Origin of the sequence: Fodinicola feengrottensis (genome assembly GCF_010993775.1) — a bacterium.
GTDB classification, from domain to species: domain Bacteria; phylum Actinomycetota; class Actinomycetes; order Mycobacteriales; family HKI-0501; genus Fodinicola; species Fodinicola feengrottensis.
In genome coordinates this window covers 73,453-90,652 of record NZ_WOTO01000024.1, presented here as the reverse complement: position 1 = coordinate 90,652, position 17,200 = coordinate 73,453, and the positions used below count along the sequence as shown (strand labels likewise).

The following is a 17,200-nucleotide window of genomic DNA, read 5'->3' as shown; positions in this document are numbered from 1 at the left end:
CCATGACTTCGAGCGCGACCGTGGCGGGATGGCAGGACCAGGTCAGGAGCGCTCTGCGCTACGACGTACCGGCCTCACTGGTCGTCTTCCTGATTGCCCTGCCACTGTCGTTGGGCATCGCGGTCGCCTCCGGCGCACCGGTGGTGGCCGGGTTGATCGCGGCCGCGGTCGGCGGCATCGTGGCCGGTGCGATGGGCGGCTCGGTGGTTCAGGTCAGCGGGCCGGCGGCCGGGCTGACGGTGATCGTGGCGGAGATCAACCTGCAGTACGGCTGGGCCGTGACCTGCCTGATCACGCTCGCGGCCGGGCTCATCCAGATCGGGTTGGGCGCTGTCCGGGTGGCCCGTACGGCGTTGGCCGTCTCCCCCGCCATCGTGCACGGCATGCTCGCCGGCGTCGGCCTGACCATCGCGCTCGCGCAGCTGCACGTCCTGCTCGGCGCCCGGCCGCAGAGCTCGGCAATCGAGAATATCCTTGAAATGCCCGCTGAAATCCTGCGCCCGAATCCGCTGACCGCGGCGATCGGGCTGGCCGCGATCGCGCTGATGCTGCTATGGCCGCGACTTCCCTCGATGGTCCAGAAAATCCCGGCGGCGCTGATCGCGGTGGCGGTGCCGACCGCGACCGCGGCCGTCCTTGGTTGGGACGTGCCCCGGATCAGCCTGCCGGATCATCCGTTGCAGTCGTTCGCGCTCCCACAGCTGCCAGCCGCCGGACAGATCCAGGGTGTCATCCTCGCGGTGTTCACGGTGGCCCTGGTCGCCAGCGTCGAATCGTTGCTTTCGGCGGTGGCGGTGGACAAACTGCACGACGGGCCGCGGGTGAAACTTGACCGCGAGCTGATCGGGCAGGGCACCGCGAACGTGGTTTCCGGTGCACTGGGCGGATATCCGGTGACCGGAGTCATCGTACGCAGCTCCACCAACGTAAAAGCGGGCGCACGCTCGCGGGTGTCAGCTGTCCTGCACGGCGTCTGGATCGTCGCGGCCGTCGCCCTCCTGGCCGCCCACATCGAGCGCATTCCGGTCGCCGCACTCGCCGGGCTGCTGGTGGTGATCGGCCTGCAGTTGGTCAACATCAAACACATCCGGCACCTGCGGCATCATCGCGAACTGCCGGTCTACGTGGTGACGGTGGTCGGTGTCCTCGCGCTCAACCTGATCGAAGGCGTGCTGCTCGGTGTCGGCCTCACCGTGCTGATCGCGCTGCGCCGGCTCGGGCGTACGAGCATCCACACCGAGCGGTCCGGCGAACGCTGGCACGTCCGAGTGGCCGGCTCACTGACCTTCCTGTCGGTGCCGAGACTTTCCCGCGAACTGGCCGAAATCCCGGAGGGCGCGGCCGTCGACATCGATCTTTACGTGGATTTCATGGACCACGCGGCCTTCGACGCGTTGCATTCGTGGCGGCTCGACCACCAGCGGCGCGGCGGAATCGTGGACATCGACGAGATTCACGAGCGTTGGTATCACCCGTCCGCGGGCGGCACGCCTCCCCATCCCGCTGCCGAAAAAGCGCCGTCGCCCCGCTGGTTCGCGCCCTGGTCGACCTGGCAGAGCCAGCGGCCGGACGCCCGTACGAACGGTCAGCCCGCCGAGCTGGAGCCGCTGATGGTCGGCGCCCGCGACTACCATCGGCGGGCCCGCCGACTGGTGCACCCGTATTTGCGCAAACTCGCCCGCGAAGGCCAGCGACCCGCGCAGCTTTTCCTACCTGCGCCGATTCGCGGATCGTGCCGAACCTGATCACCGCGAGCGGTCCCGGCGATCTTTTCACGTTGCGGAACATCGGAAACCTGGTGCCGGCTTGCGGGTCAGCGGACCGGTCGGTGGGCGCCGCCATCGAGTACGCGGTGGAAGTGCTGGGCATACGGCTGATCACCGTCTGCGGGCATTCCGGTTGTGGCGCTATGAAAGCGCTCGCGAGCCCATCCGATCCGGCCGACCTCGGGCCGGCCAGCGCACTGTCGGACTGGCTCGGCTACGCGGCGAGCAGCCGGGAGCGCTGGCTCGCCGGTGATCCCGACTCGGATTCGGTGGAGCGGCTCTGTCACGTGAACATCCGTGAGCAGCTGGACAACTTGCTGACTTATCCCACCGTACGGACGAAAGTCGCGGCCGGTCAGCTGCGGCTAGCCGGTCTCTATTTCGATATCGACGGCGCCGAGGTGTTTTTTGCTCGACGACCAGACCGGCGACAGCTTCCACTCTCGATCAACCGTCCCATCGAGACGTCGATGACTGCCCTTCGGTGACCGCGGAAGCTATCGTGAGGCGATGCGACTTTCCTCGTACAGAGCCGTTTCCAACCATCTGGCACTGCTCAGTGATCGGCAGGTCGCCGAGCTGGTGGCTGGGGCCACGCCGGCCGGCAGTGGCATCGGAGGCGCCCGGGCGACGCTGGAAGTCGAAGGAGTCCAGGTTTTCGTCAAGAAGGTGCCACTGACGGATCTGGACAGGCAGCCGGAGAATCTTCGTTCCACCGCTAACTTCTACCGGCTGCCGACCTTCTACCAATACGGCATCGGGTCGACGGGTTTCGGCGTCTGGCGCGAGCTGGCCGTCCATGTGATGACCACCAACTGGGTGCTTTCCGGCGCGTACGAGGGATTCCCACTGATGTACCACTGGCGAGTGCTGCCCGACGATCCGCAGCCGCCGCTACGCGATGATCTGGCCGACACCGAGAAGGCGGTTGGCTATTGGGGCGGATCGGCGGCCATTGGCGAACGACTGGAAGGGCTTCGCGGCGCATCTGCGTGTGTCGCGATTTTCCTGGAATATCTGCCACAGCAGCTGGACGAATGGCTTGCCATCCAAGTGGCCAGCGGCCAGGTGGACGCGGCTTGCGAGATGGTGGAACGCGAACTGGCCGCGGGCATCTCCTTCATGGAGTCGCGGGGTCTGTTGCATTTCGACGCGCATTTCAGCAATATTCTCACCGACGGTGAGCGGATCTTTTTCACTGACTTCGGGTTGGCGATCAGCACTGGATTCGACCTTTCCGCGGCTGAACGGGAGTTCTTCGACGACCACCGGACATATGACTGGTGTTACGCGATGACCCATCTCGTACGCTGGCTGATCGCCACCTTCCACGGCGTGGAGTGGGGCGCCCACCAAGCCTTTCTACGCGACTGCGTCGAGGGCCGAAACCTGGACGACGTACCGAAATCGGTGGCTGTGCTGATCCAGCGGTACGCGCCCATCGCCGACGTGATGATGACGTTTTTCAAGAAGTTGCAGTCAGGAAGCAGGGCAACGCCCTACCCGGTGCAGGAGATCGCGTTCACTTTGGCTGCAGGAGGTCGATAAAGTCGGCCACCAGCGGAGTCGGGCGCTTACGGTGCACCAGGTGGACCTCTCGCGCGGCCCGAGTGCCGACCAGGTCGCCGACCGCGATCCGGTTGTCCCGGCGGCTGGCCAGAATGCTGGCCGGCACCAGCGCGATGCCCAACCCGGCCGCCACCAGCTCCAGAATCACCTCGTAGTCGGTTGTCTCGTACGCCACGTGCAAGGCCAGATCGCCGGCGAGCGTCTGCAGGCAGGTCCGGTTCGCCACTCCGCGGGCACTGGAGATCCACTGGTCGCCGGCCAGGTCGGCGAGGCGGTTCCGACTGCCCGCGCGCGGATGGCCGGCCGGCATCGTCAGTCAGCCGCAGCCGGTCCAGCAGCAACCGCTGCCGGTGCAAGCCGGCCGCGTCCGGCAGCGCCACGCCCGGATAGCGATGGGTGATGAGAACATCCAGGTCACGGGAGGTCACCAGGCCATAGCCGGCCGGCGGTTCGAGGTCGAGCAGGGACAGGTCCGCGGCCGGATGGCGACGGCGTAGGGCCGCGAGCGCGCGCGGCACGAGCGTCTTGCCGGCGGTCGCGAACGTACCGATGGCGAGCCGTTGCGGCGCCCTGCCGGCCGCCGCCGCGACCGCCACCTCCGCATCGCGCAGCTCGCCGATCACCCGCTCGCCGTGCTGGACCAGCACCTCACCGGCAGATGTCAGCCTGACGCCGGTAGGCCCACGGTCGAGCAGCGCCGAGCCCACCTCACGCTCCAGCTTCGCCAGCTGCTGCGACAACGCCGACGGTGTGAAGGACATCCGCTGCGCGGCCGCCGCGATCGACCCCGCGTGCGCCACCTCTACCAACACCCGCAGGCGGGCCACGTCCATTAAGCGCTCCTAATGTCTGACCAGGAAACGTCACTAGCGATTATGGCTGGTTTTCCTCCATGGTGGGTCCATGACAACTTGCGTGAATGTCCCCACCGCGGCCGACGTGGCAGCGGCGGCCGAGCGGATCCGGCCGTACGCGCGACGGACTCCAGCAATGCGCGTGGAAATCGACGGGCGGCCAGTGATCCTGAAGCTGGAACACCTGCAGCGCAGCGGATCCTTCAAACTGCGGGGCGCCTTGAACGCGTTGCTGACTGCGCGTCCTGCCCGAGTTATCACTGCTTCCGGCGGAAACCATGGCCTCGCGGTAGCCACCGCGTCGGCGCTGCTCGCACTGCCTGTGACCGTCTACGTACCGGAAACAGTGCCGACCGCGAAGGCCCGGCGCATCGAAGCCGCCGGCGCCCGGCTCGTACGACACGGCTCGACCTATGCCGAAGCAGCGGCGGCCGCCGTTATTGAGGCGCGTACGCAGGGAAGTCATTATGTGCACGCCTACGACGATCCTTCGGTCATCGCCGGCCAAGGCACCGCGGCCGCCGAGGTCATCGAGGACTTCCCGGGCGTCGACGCCTTTTATGTGGCGGTTGGCGGCGGCGGACTCGCCGCCGGAACCGCGGTGGCGATTGGCGATCGTACGACCGTAGCCGTGGAACCGGAAGGCTGTTGCGCGCTGCACCGCGCATTGAAGGCCGGCGAACCCATCGATTCTCCAGTCGACTCGGTGGCTTCCTCCGCGCTGGGCGCCACTCGTACGGGCGCATTGCCATTCGCGGTGCTTAATAACAAGAAGACGACGTCTCTTCTGGTAAGCGATAAGGAGCTGATCGAAGCCCGCGATTATCTGTGGGAGGAATATCGGCTCGCGGTCGAACCAGCCGCCGCGGCACCTCTCGCAGCATGGTTGAACGCGCGCTTATACAACGCGTTGCCATGCATCATCCTTTGTGGCGCGAACACCGACTGGCTACCGCAAGATTGACATTCGACATTCGCACAGGTTCCCTTTTCTCGCTTGAAAAATGTCGGTGGTGTGTGCTCTAACGTCTGCCGCGATCACAAGAACGTACGCATAAAGAAAGTGGTGAGCACCGGAGGGGGATCACGGTGCCCACCACTTGTCTTTGGGATGGTTAACGACCGCCAGTACGAGCACGGAGGTCGAGTTCGATTTCCTCCAGGCTGCGGCCCTTGGTTTCCGGGACGATGCGCTGGACGAGGAAGAACAGGACCACGCTGATCGCGGCGAAGATGAACACCGAGTTGGACAGGCCGAGGCCCTTGTTCATCGCTGGGAAAATGAACGTGATGGCGAAGGTGGCCGCCCACAGTGCGACGCTGCTCGTGCCCATGCCGATGCCACGAACCTTGAGCGGGAAGACCTCGGCCATCATGACCCAGACCACCGCGCCCCAGCCGAGTTCGTAGCCGGCCAGGTAGATGATCAGCAGAATGAGTGTGGTCAGGCCGACGGCGGTGTGGTTGTGGATGACCAGAATGGCCACTCCGAGCAGCCCGAGGGTCAGTGCCATGCACGCACTTCCCAGCAACAGCAACGGTTTGCGGCCCCAGCGGTCGACCATGAAGATGACCCACGCGGTGAACGCGACCTTGACCGCGCCGAGCACGATCGCGGCGAGCAGGGAGGTGAGGTGCCGTTGGTGAAGCCGAGGTTGGTGAACATCTGCGGTGCGTAGATGTTGATCGCGTTGACACCGGACAGTTGCTGACCGACGGCCAGCAGCAAGGCGACGATCAGTGCCGGCTTGGCCCATTTCGTGACCAGGTCACGCAACCGGCCCTGCCGCTCGGAGTCGAGCTGGATCACCTCGCGGATGTTGGCCAGCTCGGCCTCCACGTCGCCGGCCCTGTTCGTACTCGCGAGCACCGAACGGGCCTCATCGTCGCGGCCGGCCTTGAGCAACCAGCGGGGCGTCTCGGGCATACCCAGCATGCCAAGGAAAAGAACAACCGCGGGAATCAGCGCGGCGGCGAACATCGCGCGCCAGTTGGCCGACGGGGTCAGAGCCCAGTCGACGACGATGTAAGCCAGCAGGATGCCGGAGACGATCATCAGCTGGTTCAGGGTCGAGAGAGCGCCACGGATCCGGGCCGGGGCGAGCTCGGACAGGTACGTCGGCACGGTGGCCGACGAGCAGCCGACGGCGATGCCGACGATGAACCGGGAGATCACCAGGACCGTCACGTTCGGCGCGAACGTACAGCCCAGAGTGCCCAGCGCGAAGATCACCGCGGCCAGCATGATCGTCTGGCGGCGGCCGAGGCGGTCGGTCAGACGGCCGGCGAAAATCGCGCCGACCACCGCGCCGGCGGCCAGGCAGCCGCCGACCACGCCCTGTTCGAACGTACCCAACTTCCAGATCTTGTTGACGAACAACAAGACACCAGAGATAACGCCAAGGTCATAGCCGAAAAGGATGCCGCCCAGGGCTCCGAAGAAATAGAACAGCCAGGTGCTGGTGAATAAGCGCCTCGCTGGCGCAGCCGTCGCTTGTTGCACGTCGAATCCGCCCTCGTCTCTCGTTCCGCTGCCCGGTGGACGTACGGCCGCCCCGGGTGCCAGATAGTGCCGATGCCATCACGAACGGTGAGTCGTACACGCCGTCCACGCTTGGGCTGTGCCAACGGTCACATGACACAGACCTGAAGACAAGATGCCAGGGCGAAGTAATTCTTGAATATGAACACAATTCAGATACATGAATACACATTCCGTGCCCGATGCGGGTCAATAACGCATCCCATGTTTACCAACGAGACCCACGACCCGTGGCACCCATCACACTAGCGCCAGCCGCCTCGCCACTCGTATTCCAGCACGCTGTAGAGGTCCGAGTCCCGCCAGCCCTCGCGAGCGAGGACGTTCTCCCGCAGTTGGCCCTCGTACGACATGCCGAGTTTGGCCAGCGGTGCGGCTGGGTTTTCGTCGAGTGCGGGATTTTGTGCCGCACTCGACGTCGAGTGCGGGTTAAAGTCCCGCACTCGGCGTCGGGCCGTGGGATCGGGGCGCATCAGCGTTGCGGACAAAACGGCGGGAGGGTGACTGTGAGTTAGGAGGAGGAAAACCGGGAGCGGAGGCAGGCGGCAGCGAGGGCGGCGGTGGAGAGGGCGCCGCGGGCGTACCGGGGGGCGAGGCGGGCGGGGGCCTGGGCGATCCGGGCCACCCATTCCATCCCGGCGGCGCGCATGAAGGCGGGTGCGCGGCGCTCGTTGCCGGCGAGGAAGCCGAACCAGCCGCCGCAGGTGAGCACGAGCGTGGGCGGCAGGCGGTCGAGCCACTGCATCACCCAGCGCATCTCGGCGGGCGCGCCGAGGCCGACGATGAGCGCGTCCGGGCGGGCGGCGCGGAGCCGGTTGACCACCGGGGCCCAGTCCGGCTGGTAGCCGTGTTCGGCAACCACGATCTGTGCCCGCAGTTTTTCTCGGCGAGCACCGCCCCGGCCTCGCCGGCGAGGCCGATCGGGCCGCCGATCAGAGCCAGCCGCAGCGGCCGGCCCTGCCGGGTTTCCAAGCGGCGCAACACGTCCCAGCCGAGGTCGGTGGTCACCGACCGGCCGATGACGCGGGCGCCGGCCAGTCGGGCCAGTCCGACCACCGAAGCGCCGTCGGCGTAGATCACGTCGGCCTTTCGCATGGACGCCACGAAATCGGCGTCAGTGCGGTGGTTAAGGCCGCCAACATGCAAGGCGAAGGCCAAATACGGCCGGGATGGCACCGCGGCGACCGCGGACCGGGCGATGTAGTCGGCCAGCGGCAGTCGGGGCAGGTCGACCACCGAGAACGGGCCGACCGGTACGCGGGCCGGCTCGGCCTCGTCCGGCAGTCGCGGCACCGGGGAAATCTGGCCGGTCCGGGCCGAAGGCACAGCCGACGGTCCGATCGGAGGCAGCGTCGAAGAAGCCATCACAACACCTGTTACGTCTGGAAGGCGAACATCGCGGACGACTGCCAGTTGCGGCCGTCCACGCCGGGCCCGGACACCACGGCCGGTCCGGAGGTGACCGTGCCGTACGACACGGACATGCAGCGCAGGTTGGCGTCCGAACTCACCGAATAGCAGTAACGTCCGCCCGCGTAGAAACCGGATTTCACCTGCCCGAAAGCCGAACTCGTGCCGGCGGTGAACCGGAGCGCGCCGACCACGTCACTCTGGGCGGTGAAATACCGGTAATAGAGCTGATTCTGGCCAGCCAGCGTGTAATAAAGCCGGCCCTGATGGAAATACATCGAGGTGATCGACTGTACGTCCTGGTGCCAGTCCTGGTCGGCGACCACCCGGTCCGCGCCGGTCACGCCCACCTGGCCACCGAATGCGCCACCGCCAAACGCCCGGCGGACCAGCTGCCCATTCGACTGTCCGATGTAGACTTGGCCGTTCAGCATGAACGAGCCGCGTACGTCGGACCAGTTGATCCCGCCACCGGCGCCACCCATCGTCTGGGTGATTTTGCTGCCGTTAAACGTGAAGCTGCCGCTCGCGTACGGATTCGAGCCACCCTGCTTGTAAACCTTGGCAGGCAGGCCCGGAGCAGCCGTTCCCCGTACCGAAAAGCCACCACTGAGCGGCATGAAAGCGATCCGGGCGTGATATTGGTTGGCGATGTGGTCGGTGTCGCTGGCCACCCACAGCCCAGCAGAAGTCGCGAGCAGGTCCAACACGCCGACACCGAGCGGATTCCTGGTCGGATTCCACGTGAAGGGCAGGCCGTTGGACGGGTCGAGTGCGGAGATGCCCGGCGGGGACACCGCGCCGGCGGCCTCCGCGTTGTTGCCGTTCGGGTTGTTCTCCCAGCGAAAATGCCCACCAAGATAGATCGCGGTGCCGGTCACCACCACCGAATAGGCCGTGTCGCCGCCGGTGAAGTCCACCCAGCTGGGCCGCAGGCCACCGCCGGTCGAGGACGTTTCCCAGCGAGCCGACTCGTCACAAGGTGAGTCGGGGCCACGCGGGCCGCCGGTGGTGACGACCACGAAATAGCCGCCGTCCGGCGAAAAGCTGACGTTGCGCATGATCGACGGGAACTCGTCGTCACAGGCCTGGTCGTAGAAATCGGTGGCCCACCAGGCCAATCCGGCCTGCGAGCCGGTGGTCGTCAACTGCGCGATCTGGGCCCGGGCGTAGCCGTTGATCGTGTTGAAACTGCCCACCGCGACCAGCCGGGTGCCGGCCGGATTGACGTCCATTTTGGTCACCTGCAGCGGCGCGCCGTCCTGCGGCTCGGCGAATTTCAGGCTCATGTACGGCAAATAAGCGCCGGTGGTCGGGTTGACGGTGGCCAGCGCCGGCTGCGCCACCCCCACCGACCTTGGTGAATCGGCCGGCTACCCAGAGCCGACCGCCGACCAGTTTCAAGTCGGTGACGCCGCCATCGAGGCTGGGCGTGAAACCGCCCATCACCGCGCCGTCGCTCAGCCGTACGCGGGCCAGGCCCGGCCGGGCGACGCCACGGACGGTCTTGAAATAGCCGCCGACGTAAACCGTCTGGCCGTCGCCGGCCGACTGCACCTTGGTGACCTCGCCGTCGGTGCCGGGGTTGAACGCGCTGAGCGCGCCGGTGGTGGCATTGAAGGCGAGCAGGTGCTGGCGGGTCACTTTGGCGCCACCGCCGGCGTTCTGCGCCTGGGTGAACGTGCCGCCGAGGATGACCGTGCCGCCCACCTGCGCGATCGAGTCGACCTGACCGTCCAACACGTTCGGGGTGTACGACGCCGGGCCGGCGCTGACGACCTTGCCCTGCGCCGCCTGCGAGGCGTGTGCGGCGGTCGCGGGTCGCGAGGCCGCCGACGACCGAGGCCGCGCAGGTGAGCGCCACCAGGGCGGTGAACACCCGGCGAGCCCAGCTGCCGAACACGCTGCGCGATCGATCGTCCACAGTGACTCCTCCGCACGTTGCCCAACTCGCCCGGCTTGACGGCAAATATTATCCACTCACCGTCGCGGCCAGAGTACGTAGTGTCGTGCACACTACTCGGAGCGACCCGGCGGGTCGCGTAGGCTCTCCCGCCGGCGGACCTATGGCCAACGGCGACCTGTGGGGGCGGATGTGCGTACGACACGACGGCGGTCACTGCCGGCGGGCTGGCCACTGTCGGTGGCCTTCCTCGGCTACCCGCTCTGGTGGGCGCTCGGGGTCGGCGAGTTCGTGTTCCTGCTGGCGGCGGTGCCGCTGGCGGTGAGCCTGCTCAAACGCACCGGCTGGCGGCGGCTGCTGGCGCCGCGCGCGGTTTTCGGTTGGTGGCTGCTGTTCCTCGCCGTGGTGGTGGCCAGCGCCGCCGTCCTGACGACGTACGCGCCCGGGGCCGTGCCCGAGCCGGGTTCGCCGCTGACCTTCGGCTACCGGGTGCTCTGGTACGCGGCGGTGACCGTCGCACTGCTGTACATCGGGAACACCGAAGAGAAAACCGTCAGCGACCTGCGGATTTCTCGGCTGCTGGGCTACATGTTCGTGGTCACCACCATCGGCGGACTGCTCGGTGTGGTGGCACCACACCTGGAATTCCGTTCCCCGCTGGAAATGTTGCTGCCACATTCGGTGTCCAGCAAGGAATTCATGCACGTGATCGTGCACCCGGCCAGCGCTGAGGTGCAGAACGTGCTCGGATATGTCGAGCCTCGACCAAAAGCGCCGTTCACGTACGTCAACTCCTGGGGCGCCAACCTGTCGTTTTTCCTGCCATTCTTCCTTTATTCGTGGTGCCGCAAAAAAACTCCGGTTGGCGCCGGTACGTGGCACCGCTCGTCCTCGCGACAGCGGCCGTTCCCGTCGTCTACTCGCTGAACCGCGGGCTCTGGATCGCGCTGGCGGTCGGCGTCGCGTACGCGATCTTCCAGCTCGCCCGGGCCGGCCGGACCTGGGTGGTGGGAGCGGCCGTCAGCGCCGTGTTGGTGGTGGCCCTGCTCGTCGTCGTCTCGCCGCTCGGCGAGCTGATCAACGAACGGCTGCAGCACCCGCACAGCAACAACCGGCGATCCGCGCTCGCGGTCGCCACCGTCGATTCGATGATGCGGGGCTCGCCGCTGCTGGGCTTCGGCAACACCCGGGACGTGCAGGGCAACTTCTTCTCGATCGCCGGCTCCGGCACGCCCGACTGCCCCGCCTGCGCGGTGCCGCCGCTGGGCACCCAGGGCCACCTGTGGCTGCTGCTGTTCTCGCAGGGCCTGATCGGCACCCTGCTCTTCCTGGCGTTCCTGCTGATCCGCGGCCGGTACGCGTACCGGAGCCGAGATCCGATGGCGGTCATCGCGCTCGCGCTGCTGATTTTCTTCGGGATCGAGATGTTCGTGTACGACGTTCTCGGCCCGCCGGTCTTCACCCTGATGCTCGCTCTGGGGCTGGCCTGGCGGGCCGAGCGAAGAGCTGGAATCGGACAGGGCAAAATACTCGAAAACACTGCAATACCGCTTCAAGTACATCGAGGCACCACAGTTCCGGCGAATGGGGATGCCGCAATGCCCTCGAACACTGGGACCTCCACCCGTACGAAGCCTCGCCGGCTGACCGGAGTGAGGGGGTGAGAGGTGAGCGACATCGACGCGGACATCGGGCTCGCCGCACTGCCGGACAGTCCAGCGATCGCGATCCTCGACGAGCGGCTGTCGAACCGAGCCGCCGTGGACCTGGCCCGGGTGGCTCGCCGGCTGTGGCCGGAGCCGTCGCGGGTCGAGGTGGCATCGCGTCGTACGCCACTGCCGTCGGACCGGCGGCCGGTTCGCGAGCTGGCCTTCGTGCCCAATGTCCGGGAACCGCGGATGCTGGTGCCGGCCGACCTGCCGCGAGCCGCGTCCGGCGCGGTCCGCCGGTTCAGCGCGGGCCTGAGCCGTACCGAACACCTGACCCGGCTGGCCGCTGGCCTCGCGCTCCGGCTACCCGGCGCCGGCCGGCTGCTCGCGGACCGGCTGCGGATCAGCTCGGCCGGGCACTGCGCGGAGAACATCGAGACCCACCTGTCCGAGCTGCTGGGCATGCCGGTGCTGGTCAGCATCGGGGTCGGCGCGCTGCGGGCGAACCAGAAGCCGCCGGTTCTGCAGGTCTTCGACCGGACCGGCCGGACAGTGGCCTTCGTGAAGGTCGGCGACGGCCCGATCTCACGGCAGTTGGTAGAGCGCGAAGCGCGCGCGCGCTGCGCGAGGTGACCAGCCGTTGCTGGCAGCGGCTACGGACGCCGACGGTCGTGCACGACGGCGGCTGGCGCGACCTGCGATTGCTGGTGGTCTCCCCGGTGCCGGCGGCCAGCCGGCCCCGGCTCGGCCGGCCCAGCGGACCACCGGTCGCGGCGATGGCGGAGCTGGCCGCCGGCTTCGACAGCGGCGTGTGCCCGGTCGCCGACAGCCCACTTTTCGTACGACTGCGGGAAACCGTCGACACGCTGACCGACGGGCACCACGCCGAGGAGCTGCGGCTCGCGCTGGAGAAGATCGCCAATCGCTGCGCGGACGTGCGGCTGCCATTGGGCGGCTGGCACGGCGACTGGACGCCGTGGAACATGTCGGTACGCGGCCAGCAGGTCGGGCTGTGGGACTGGGAACGGTTCGACACCGGCGTACCGGTCGGCTTCGACCTGATGCATTTCCTGGTGCAGGCGGCCGCCCAGCGGCACGGCATCAGCGCGCCGGTGATCGAGCGCGCGGTGACGCTCGCCGGGCAGCGGCTCGGGCCGGACGGCGACCTGATTGGCACGCTCTACACGGCCACTATCGCGGCCCGCTATCTCTATGCGGCGCAGGCCGCCACCGGGGCGCCGCTGCGCGAGCAGGCCCGGCTGATGCTGCGGATCGCCGGCCGGCGCGCCGGCTCGGTGGAACCAGATGTCCAAGGACGGTGCCGATGACCGCTCTGCTCCCCCGCCTGCGGCGCTCCGCGCCAGCTCCGATGCGGGCCGCCGGCCAGAAAATGGTCCGCTCGGTCGGCCGGCTCACTCCGGCCGTACGGCTGCTGCCGACTTTCCTGGTGGTGGGCGCGCAACGTGCTGGCACCACCACCCTGCACCGGCTGCTGAGCGGACATCCGGCGATCATCAGCCCGCCACTTTTCCACAAGGGCACCAACTTCTTCGACCTCTGGTACGACCGCGGCTGGTCCTGGTATCGGGGTCACTTCCCGGTCCGGTCGCTGGCCCGGGCGCGGACGCACTCCGCCGAGCCGGTCACCTTCGAGTCCTCCGGCTACTACATGTTCCACCCGCTCGCAGCCGGCCGGATTGCCCGTGACCTGCCCGAAACCCGGCTGGTCGCGCTGGTACGCGACCCGGTCGAGCGGGCCTATTCGGCGTACCGGCACGAATTCGCCCGTGGCTTTGAGACCGAGGCGGACTTCGGTCGCGCGCTTGAGCTCGAGGACGAGCGGCTTTTGGGGGAAGAGCACCGCATCCGGGAGGATCCGGCTTACCAGAGCTTCGGCCACCGGCACCACGCCTACGCCCGGCGCAGCCTTTACACCCCGCAGCTGCGCCGGCTGCGGGACGCGGTGAGCCCCGACCGGCTGTTCACGCTGGACGCGGACGCTTTCTTCGCGGAACCGGAGAAACAGTTCGTACGCCTGCAGGAATGGCTCGGCCTGCCGGTGTGGATCCCCGAGGTTTTCCCGAAACTCAACGCCCGGCCGGGCCGGCCGCTGCCGACCGATCTTCGGCAGCGTCTGATGAACGGATTCGAGGCGGCCGATCAGGAGCTGGTCGAGTTTCTCGGCGATGTTCCGAGCTGGCGACGATGAATCCGAGCGTCCCGGTCGCCGACTACCTGCGGATCTCGCGTCGCGGCGGGGCCGTCGTCCTGGGCGGCGCACTGGCCGGGCTCCTCGTCGGCGCCGCTGTCCTGCTGGCCCCAGCCGGCCACCTTTCGGGCCACCGTCACGGTTTTCGTCGCCGACGCGCCGGTCACGGTGGCGCCGCCCGGCGACGGCACGCCGAAGTGGATCACCGTCGACACCGAGGCTCGCCGGGTGACGCAGACCGGCGTACTGGCCGGCATCATCCGGGCCACCGGCGATCCCGATCCGGCCGACCGGCTGGAGGTGGGGCGCGGTGCCGGGCACGAAGGTTCTCACCATCGGCTACCGGTCCGGTTCGGCCAGCGGGGCCAGCGCTGGCGTACGAGCCGCGGCCACCGGATATTTGGCCGCTCGGCAGGCATTTCTCAGTCAACGGCAAACCACCGCGATCGCCGGACTGGGTGGCAATGTCGACCGGCTCACCGTCGAACTCGCCGCGACTCCCAAGACGCCGGCCGGAAAAGCGGCCCGCAGCAGCTTTACAACCGTATTGGCCAACTGCAGACCGCGATGGTCAACAGCGCGAACCTCAGCGCCTATCCGGGCGAGGAACTGCGCGGGCCGCAGGTGAGCGCGGACGGCGACGCCAACCGGCCGACCGCGCCAGCTTCGGGGGCCGTGCTCGGCGCACTGGTCGGCCTTGGGCTGGCCCGCCGGCGTACCGACTCTGGCGCCCGTCGCCCCAGAAAATCCCTTTGGGGAAACAAAACCCGCACCACGAAAGGCAAGAAATAGATGACCGCACTGACAACGAGCGTCGTCGTGGCCACGCACCGGCGGCCCGAGCTCCTACGCGCGGCCGTACGATCGATCCTCTCGCAGGACTGCTGTGGCCCGGTCGAATGCGTCGTCGTTTATGACCGCTGCGAACCGGAAATCGGGCTGGCGCAGGAGTTCGCGCCGCTGGGGCCGGACCGGTCGCTGGTGGTCATCGCGAACGACCGTACGCCCGGCCTCGCCGGCGCCCGCAAACGCTGGCGTGGCGGCGAGTTCGGGGCAGCTGCTGGCTTTCTGCGACGACGACGACAGCTGGCGGCCGGACAAGCTCAGCCGGCAGATCGCGCTGCTGCAGCAGGGCAACCACGACCTTGTCGTGTGTGGCATCGAGATCCGTTACGGGACGGGAAAACAGGAGCGTACGCACGTTCGGATCCCGCGCCAGGAGGACCTCACGCTGGCCGAGCTGGCCCGTCGCCGGGTGATGGAGGCGCACCCCTCGACAGTGCTGGTGACCCGCGAGGCCTTCGCCCTATTGGTGAGGTGGACGAAAAAACTGCCCGGCAGTTATGCCGAGGACTACGACTGGATGCTGCGGGCGGTGGCGCATTCTTCGGTGGGTACGGTCCCGGAGCCGCTGGTCCACGTGCTGTGGCATCGCGGTTCGTACTTCGCCGATCGATGGCAGACGATCATCGACGCGTTGGACTACTGCGTCGACAAGCATCCGGCGCTACGGAACAGCTCGCGCGGACTTTCCCGGATCTACGGCCAAAAAGCGTTCGCCTACGCGGCACTCGGGCAGCGCGCGGACGCCCGCCGGTGGGCGATCCGATCGCTGCGGCTGCACCCGACCGAGCAGCGCTCGTACCTGGCGATTCTGGTCAGCGCGCGAGTCGTGTCGGCGGCCACCGTGCTGCACCTCGCGCACACCGCGGGTCGGGGGATTTGAACGGGTTGGGGCCGATAGGGGGTCGGTCGAATTGTCCTTATCCATACCGGAACAATGCGGTAGGTGACTGCGGTGAGTGAGCCTGGATACGTGTCCCCCCACCGACGCGGCCTCGGCTGGATCTGGCCCCGGCTGCGCGGCCGGTGGCCGGTGCTTCTGGTCGTCCTGGTCGTCCTGGTCGCGGTGGCCGGTTGCGCGGTAGCCGCTGGGCTGGTCCGTCCCGGCAGCACGGTGGCGACCGCGGCCGTACTGATCAACCCGCTGGACGGCAACCCGTACTCGACCGGCGCGCGCGGGCAGAACCTCACCAACCTGCAGACCGAGGCCGCGCTGATCAGCGGCGACGCGGTCGTCAACGCGGCGAAGAAGGACCTCGGGTCCACCGACGACAACGCGACGCTGGCGAGCCGGGTGACGGTCGACAACCCGAGCAACACGCAGGTGCTTGAGATCAGTTATGCGGCGCGTACGAACGACAGCGCACTTCACGGGGCGAACGCCTTCGCTACCGCGTATTTGGCCGTACGGGCCCAGCGGGCGGCCGTGAACGATGCCGCCGAGCTGCGCCTTTACACACCACCGAAGCGGCCAAAGTGCAGGCGTCCATGTCGTCGACCGCCGGCGAGCTCGCGAAGACTCCGGCCACCTCGCCGCGCGGGCAGGTGCTGACGCAGCAGCTGACCGTCTACTCGGCGCAGCTGGCGAAGCTGCAGGCCACCCTCAGCGACCTGCGAACCAACCCGCCGGACCCGGGCGAGGTCATCACGCCGGCGGCGACCGCGTCGACCGGCCTGGGCCTCGCGGTCTACGCGCTGGCTGGGCTGGTGCTCGGGCTGCTCGCGGCGGCCGCGCTGGCCGGTTGGCTGGCGCTCGCCGACGACCGCGTGCACGCGCCCGCCGACCTGGAACGGGCCGGTTTCGCAGGCCTTGGTCCGATCGTACGCACCGGCGCTGACCTGCCCAAACTGTTCTCCGACCCGGCCGCGCCCATCACCGAGGACGATCGGTCCCGGCGGATCACGGTCGCCGTCGGCGTCCCGTCCGTACCGGCGACGCTGCTGGTCGCTGGCGTGTGCGACGACTCGGCGTTGCCGGCCGCGGTCCGGTTGGCGGTCTCACTCGTACGCGCCGACAGCTCGGTGATCCTGGTCGACTCGGCCCGCGGCGGGCTGACCGACCTGGTCGAGGAAATGCCGTCGCCAGGCCTGTCCGAGGTGCTGCTGCGCCGCCGGGAGGCGTTGAAGGTGCTGCGCCGGCCGCAGCCGCGGCTGGCTGTCTTTCCTGGCCAGCGGCACCGAACCGGAAGAGGCCGCCGATCGGCTGCTCTCCGAGCGGTGGGGGCGGGCAGCTGGGGGTCCTTACGCAGCACGCCGACTATGTCGTGTTGTGCGCACGAGAAGCGGCCGGTGCCGACGGTTTGGCGCTGGCGAACTCAGCGACCGCCGTCATCCTGTCCGCGACTTCCGGCCGTACCCGGCTGCGCGACCTGCGGGCCGCGAGCGACGAGCTGACCCGTTGCGGCGGCGAGGTGCTCGGGGTGTTCCTGACCGCTCCGGACGCTGGCCCGTCGGT

The 17,200-nt window shown here is 67.9% G+C and carries 21 protein-coding genes and 1 pseudogene; 13 read left to right on the top strand and 9 right to left on the bottom strand.

Annotated elements, in window-relative coordinates; all coding sequences use genetic code 11:
• The first annotated feature begins 2 nt into the window (after window positions 1-2).
• From GNX96_RS22405 to GNX96_RS22400, 3 genes are read left to right on the top strand one after another with little or no spacing between them, the layout of a single operon-like run.
• Window positions 3-1,745, top strand: a complete 1,743-nt coding sequence (locus tag GNX96_RS22405) for a SulP family inorganic anion transporter (protein ID WP_279581157.1) — start codon at window positions 3-5, stop codon at window positions 1,743-1,745.
• Window positions 1,733-2,254 carry a carbonic anhydrase gene (locus tag GNX96_RS54200; protein WP_279581156.1) on the top strand — a complete coding sequence of 174 codons (522 nt, stop codon included), beginning with the start codon at window positions 1,733-1,735 and terminating at the stop codon, window positions 2,252-2,254. The genes GNX96_RS22405 and GNX96_RS54200 overlap by 13 nt, the downstream gene beginning before the upstream one ends.
• A gap of 22 nt (window positions 2,255-2,276) precedes the next feature.
• A complete protein-coding gene (locus GNX96_RS22400; protein WP_163569564.1) occupies window positions 2,277-3,314 on the top strand; it encodes a protein kinase family protein in 1,038 nt (345 codons plus the stop codon).
• Here GNX96_RS22400 and GNX96_RS64490 read toward each other — a convergent pair.
• Entirely contained in the window at window positions 3,289-3,645 is a 357-nt protein-coding gene (locus GNX96_RS64490; RefSeq protein ID WP_390624113.1) for a LysR family transcriptional regulator substrate-binding protein, read from the bottom strand. The genes GNX96_RS22400 and GNX96_RS64490 overlap by 26 nt on opposite strands.
• A 16-nt stretch (window positions 3,646-3,661) precedes the next feature.
• Window positions 3,662-4,168 (bottom strand): annotated as a pseudogene (locus tag GNX96_RS64485) (LysR family transcriptional regulator); the annotation flags it as partial.
• Between the two features lie 70 nt (window positions 4,169-4,238).
• On the opposite strand from GNX96_RS64485, the gene GNX96_RS22390 reads away from it, so the two are divergent.
• Complete coding sequence (locus GNX96_RS22390) at window positions 4,239-5,153, top strand: serine/threonine dehydratase (RefSeq protein WP_163569563.1); 915 nt, start codon at window positions 4,239-4,241, stop codon at window positions 5,151-5,153.
• A 151-nt stretch (window positions 5,154-5,304) separates the two neighbouring features.
• Here GNX96_RS22390 and GNX96_RS54195 read toward each other — a convergent pair whose 3' ends face one another.
• The 6 genes from GNX96_RS54195 to GNX96_RS22365 form a co-directional block, all read right to left on the bottom strand.
• Entirely contained in the window at window positions 5,305-5,799 is a 495-nt protein-coding gene (locus GNX96_RS54195) for an MFS transporter (RefSeq protein WP_279581154.1), read from the bottom strand.
• A complete protein-coding gene (locus tag GNX96_RS54190) occupies window positions 5,694-6,692 on the bottom strand; it encodes an MFS transporter (RefSeq protein ID WP_279581153.1) in 999 nt (332 codons plus the stop codon). The genes GNX96_RS54195 and GNX96_RS54190 overlap by 106 nt, the downstream gene beginning before the upstream one ends.
• A 284-nt stretch (window positions 6,693-6,976) precedes the next feature.
• Window positions 6,977-7,204 (bottom strand): GNAT family N-acetyltransferase, encoded by a 228-nt coding sequence (locus GNX96_RS22380; protein WP_163569562.1) that lies wholly within the window; start codon window positions 7,202-7,204, stop codon window positions 6,977-6,979.
• A 38-nt stretch (window positions 7,205-7,242) separates the two neighbouring features.
• Window positions 7,243-7,554 carry a WecB/TagA/CpsF family glycosyltransferase gene (locus tag GNX96_RS22375; protein ID WP_279581152.1) on the bottom strand — a complete coding sequence of 104 codons (312 nt, stop codon included), beginning with the start codon at window positions 7,552-7,554 and terminating at the stop codon, window positions 7,243-7,245.
• Window positions 7,476-8,057, bottom strand: a complete 582-nt coding sequence (locus GNX96_RS22370; protein WP_279581151.1) for a hypothetical protein — start codon at window positions 8,055-8,057, stop codon at window positions 7,476-7,478. Before GNX96_RS22370 ends, GNX96_RS22375 begins: the two co-directional genes overlap by 79 nt.
• Window positions 8,058-8,107: 50 nt before the next feature.
• Window positions 8,108-9,430: a hypothetical protein gene (locus GNX96_RS22365; RefSeq protein ID WP_279581150.1), complete on the bottom strand. Its 1,323-nt coding sequence runs from the start codon at window positions 9,428-9,430 to the stop codon at window positions 8,108-8,110.
• 806 nt (window positions 9,431-10,236) lie between these two features.
• Between GNX96_RS22365 and GNX96_RS22360 the strand changes: the two genes are divergently transcribed.
• From GNX96_RS22360 to GNX96_RS22340, 5 genes are read left to right on the top strand one after another with little or no spacing between them, the layout of a single operon-like run.
• Complete coding sequence (locus GNX96_RS22360) at window positions 10,237-10,971, top strand: hypothetical protein (protein ID WP_279581149.1); 735 nt, start codon at window positions 10,237-10,239, stop codon at window positions 10,969-10,971.
• Window positions 10,920-11,708, top strand: a complete 789-nt coding sequence (locus tag GNX96_RS22355; RefSeq protein ID WP_163569557.1) for an O-antigen ligase family protein — start codon at window positions 10,920-10,922, stop codon at window positions 11,706-11,708. Before GNX96_RS22360 ends, GNX96_RS22355 begins: the two co-directional genes overlap by 52 nt.
• A 3-nt stretch (window positions 11,709-11,711) precedes the next feature.
• Window positions 11,712-12,326: a hypothetical protein gene (locus GNX96_RS22350; RefSeq protein WP_163569556.1), complete on the top strand. Its 615-nt coding sequence runs from the start codon at window positions 11,712-11,714 to the stop codon at window positions 12,324-12,326.
• On the top strand, window positions 12,323-13,021 hold the full coding sequence (locus GNX96_RS22345) for a phosphotransferase (RefSeq protein WP_279581148.1): 699 nt from the start codon (window positions 12,323-12,325) through the stop codon (window positions 13,019-13,021). Before GNX96_RS22350 ends, GNX96_RS22345 begins: the two co-directional genes overlap by 4 nt.
• Entirely contained in the window at window positions 13,018-13,902 is an 885-nt protein-coding gene (locus GNX96_RS22340; RefSeq protein WP_279581147.1) for a sulfotransferase family protein, read from the top strand. The genes GNX96_RS22345 and GNX96_RS22340 overlap by 4 nt, the downstream gene beginning before the upstream one ends.
• Here the strand turns inward: GNX96_RS22340 and GNX96_RS22335 are convergent.
• A complete protein-coding gene (locus GNX96_RS22335) occupies window positions 13,854-14,069 on the bottom strand; it encodes a hypothetical protein (protein WP_163569554.1) in 216 nt (71 codons plus the stop codon). The genes GNX96_RS22340 and GNX96_RS22335 overlap by 49 nt on opposite strands.
• A 1-nt stretch (window position 14,070) precedes the next feature.
• On the opposite strand from GNX96_RS22335, the gene GNX96_RS22330 reads away from it, so the two are divergent.
• From GNX96_RS22330 to GNX96_RS22315, 4 genes are all read left to right on the top strand, one after another.
• Window positions 14,071-14,694 (top strand): hypothetical protein, encoded by a 624-nt coding sequence (locus GNX96_RS22330; RefSeq protein WP_163569553.1) that lies wholly within the window; start codon window positions 14,071-14,073, stop codon window positions 14,692-14,694.
• A gap of 121 nt (window positions 14,695-14,815) precedes the next feature.
• Window positions 14,816-15,628 carry a glycosyltransferase family 2 protein gene (locus GNX96_RS22325; RefSeq protein ID WP_279581146.1) on the top strand — a complete coding sequence of 271 codons (813 nt, stop codon included), beginning with the start codon at window positions 14,816-14,818 and terminating at the stop codon, window positions 15,626-15,628.
• A gap of 72 nt (window positions 15,629-15,700) precedes the next feature.
• Window positions 15,701-16,297, top strand: a complete 597-nt coding sequence (locus GNX96_RS22320) for a YveK family protein (protein ID WP_163569551.1) — start codon at window positions 15,701-15,703, stop codon at window positions 16,295-16,297.
• A complete protein-coding gene (locus GNX96_RS22315) occupies window positions 16,222-17,139 on the top strand; it encodes a hypothetical protein (RefSeq protein WP_279581145.1) in 918 nt (305 codons plus the stop codon). Before GNX96_RS22320 ends, GNX96_RS22315 begins: the two co-directional genes overlap by 76 nt.
• The last annotated feature ends 61 nt before the right edge of the window (window positions 17,140-17,200 follow it).

Coding starts and splice junctions, on each gene's coding strand:
- GNX96_RS22405 (WP_279581157.1), top strand. CDS start 3: ATGACTTCGAGCGCGACCGTGGCGGGATGGCAGGACCAGGTCAGGAGC.
- GNX96_RS64490 (WP_390624113.1), bottom strand. CDS start 3,645: ATGCCGGCCGGCCATCCGCGCGCGGGCAGTCGGAACCGCCTCGCCGAC.
- GNX96_RS22365 (WP_279581150.1), bottom strand. CDS start 9,430: ATGAGCCTGAAATTCGCCGAGCCGCAGGACGGCGCGCCGCTGCAGGTG.
- GNX96_RS22340 (WP_279581147.1), top strand. CDS start 13,018: ATGACCGCTCTGCTCCCCCGCCTGCGGCGCTCCGCGCCAGCTCCGATG.
- GNX96_RS22325 (WP_279581146.1), top strand. CDS start 14,816: ATGACCGCTGCGAACCGGAAATCGGGCTGGCGCAGGAGTTCGCGCCGC.
- GNX96_RS22390 (WP_163569563.1), top strand. CDS start 4,239: ATGACAACTTGCGTGAATGTCCCCACCGCGGCCGACGTGGCAGCGGCG.
- GNX96_RS22400 (WP_163569564.1), top strand. CDS start 2,277: ATGCGACTTTCCTCGTACAGAGCCGTTTCCAACCATCTGGCACTGCTC.
- GNX96_RS22380 (WP_163569562.1), bottom strand. CDS start 7,204: ATGCGCCCCGATCCCACGGCCCGACGCCGAGTGCGGGACTTTAACCCG.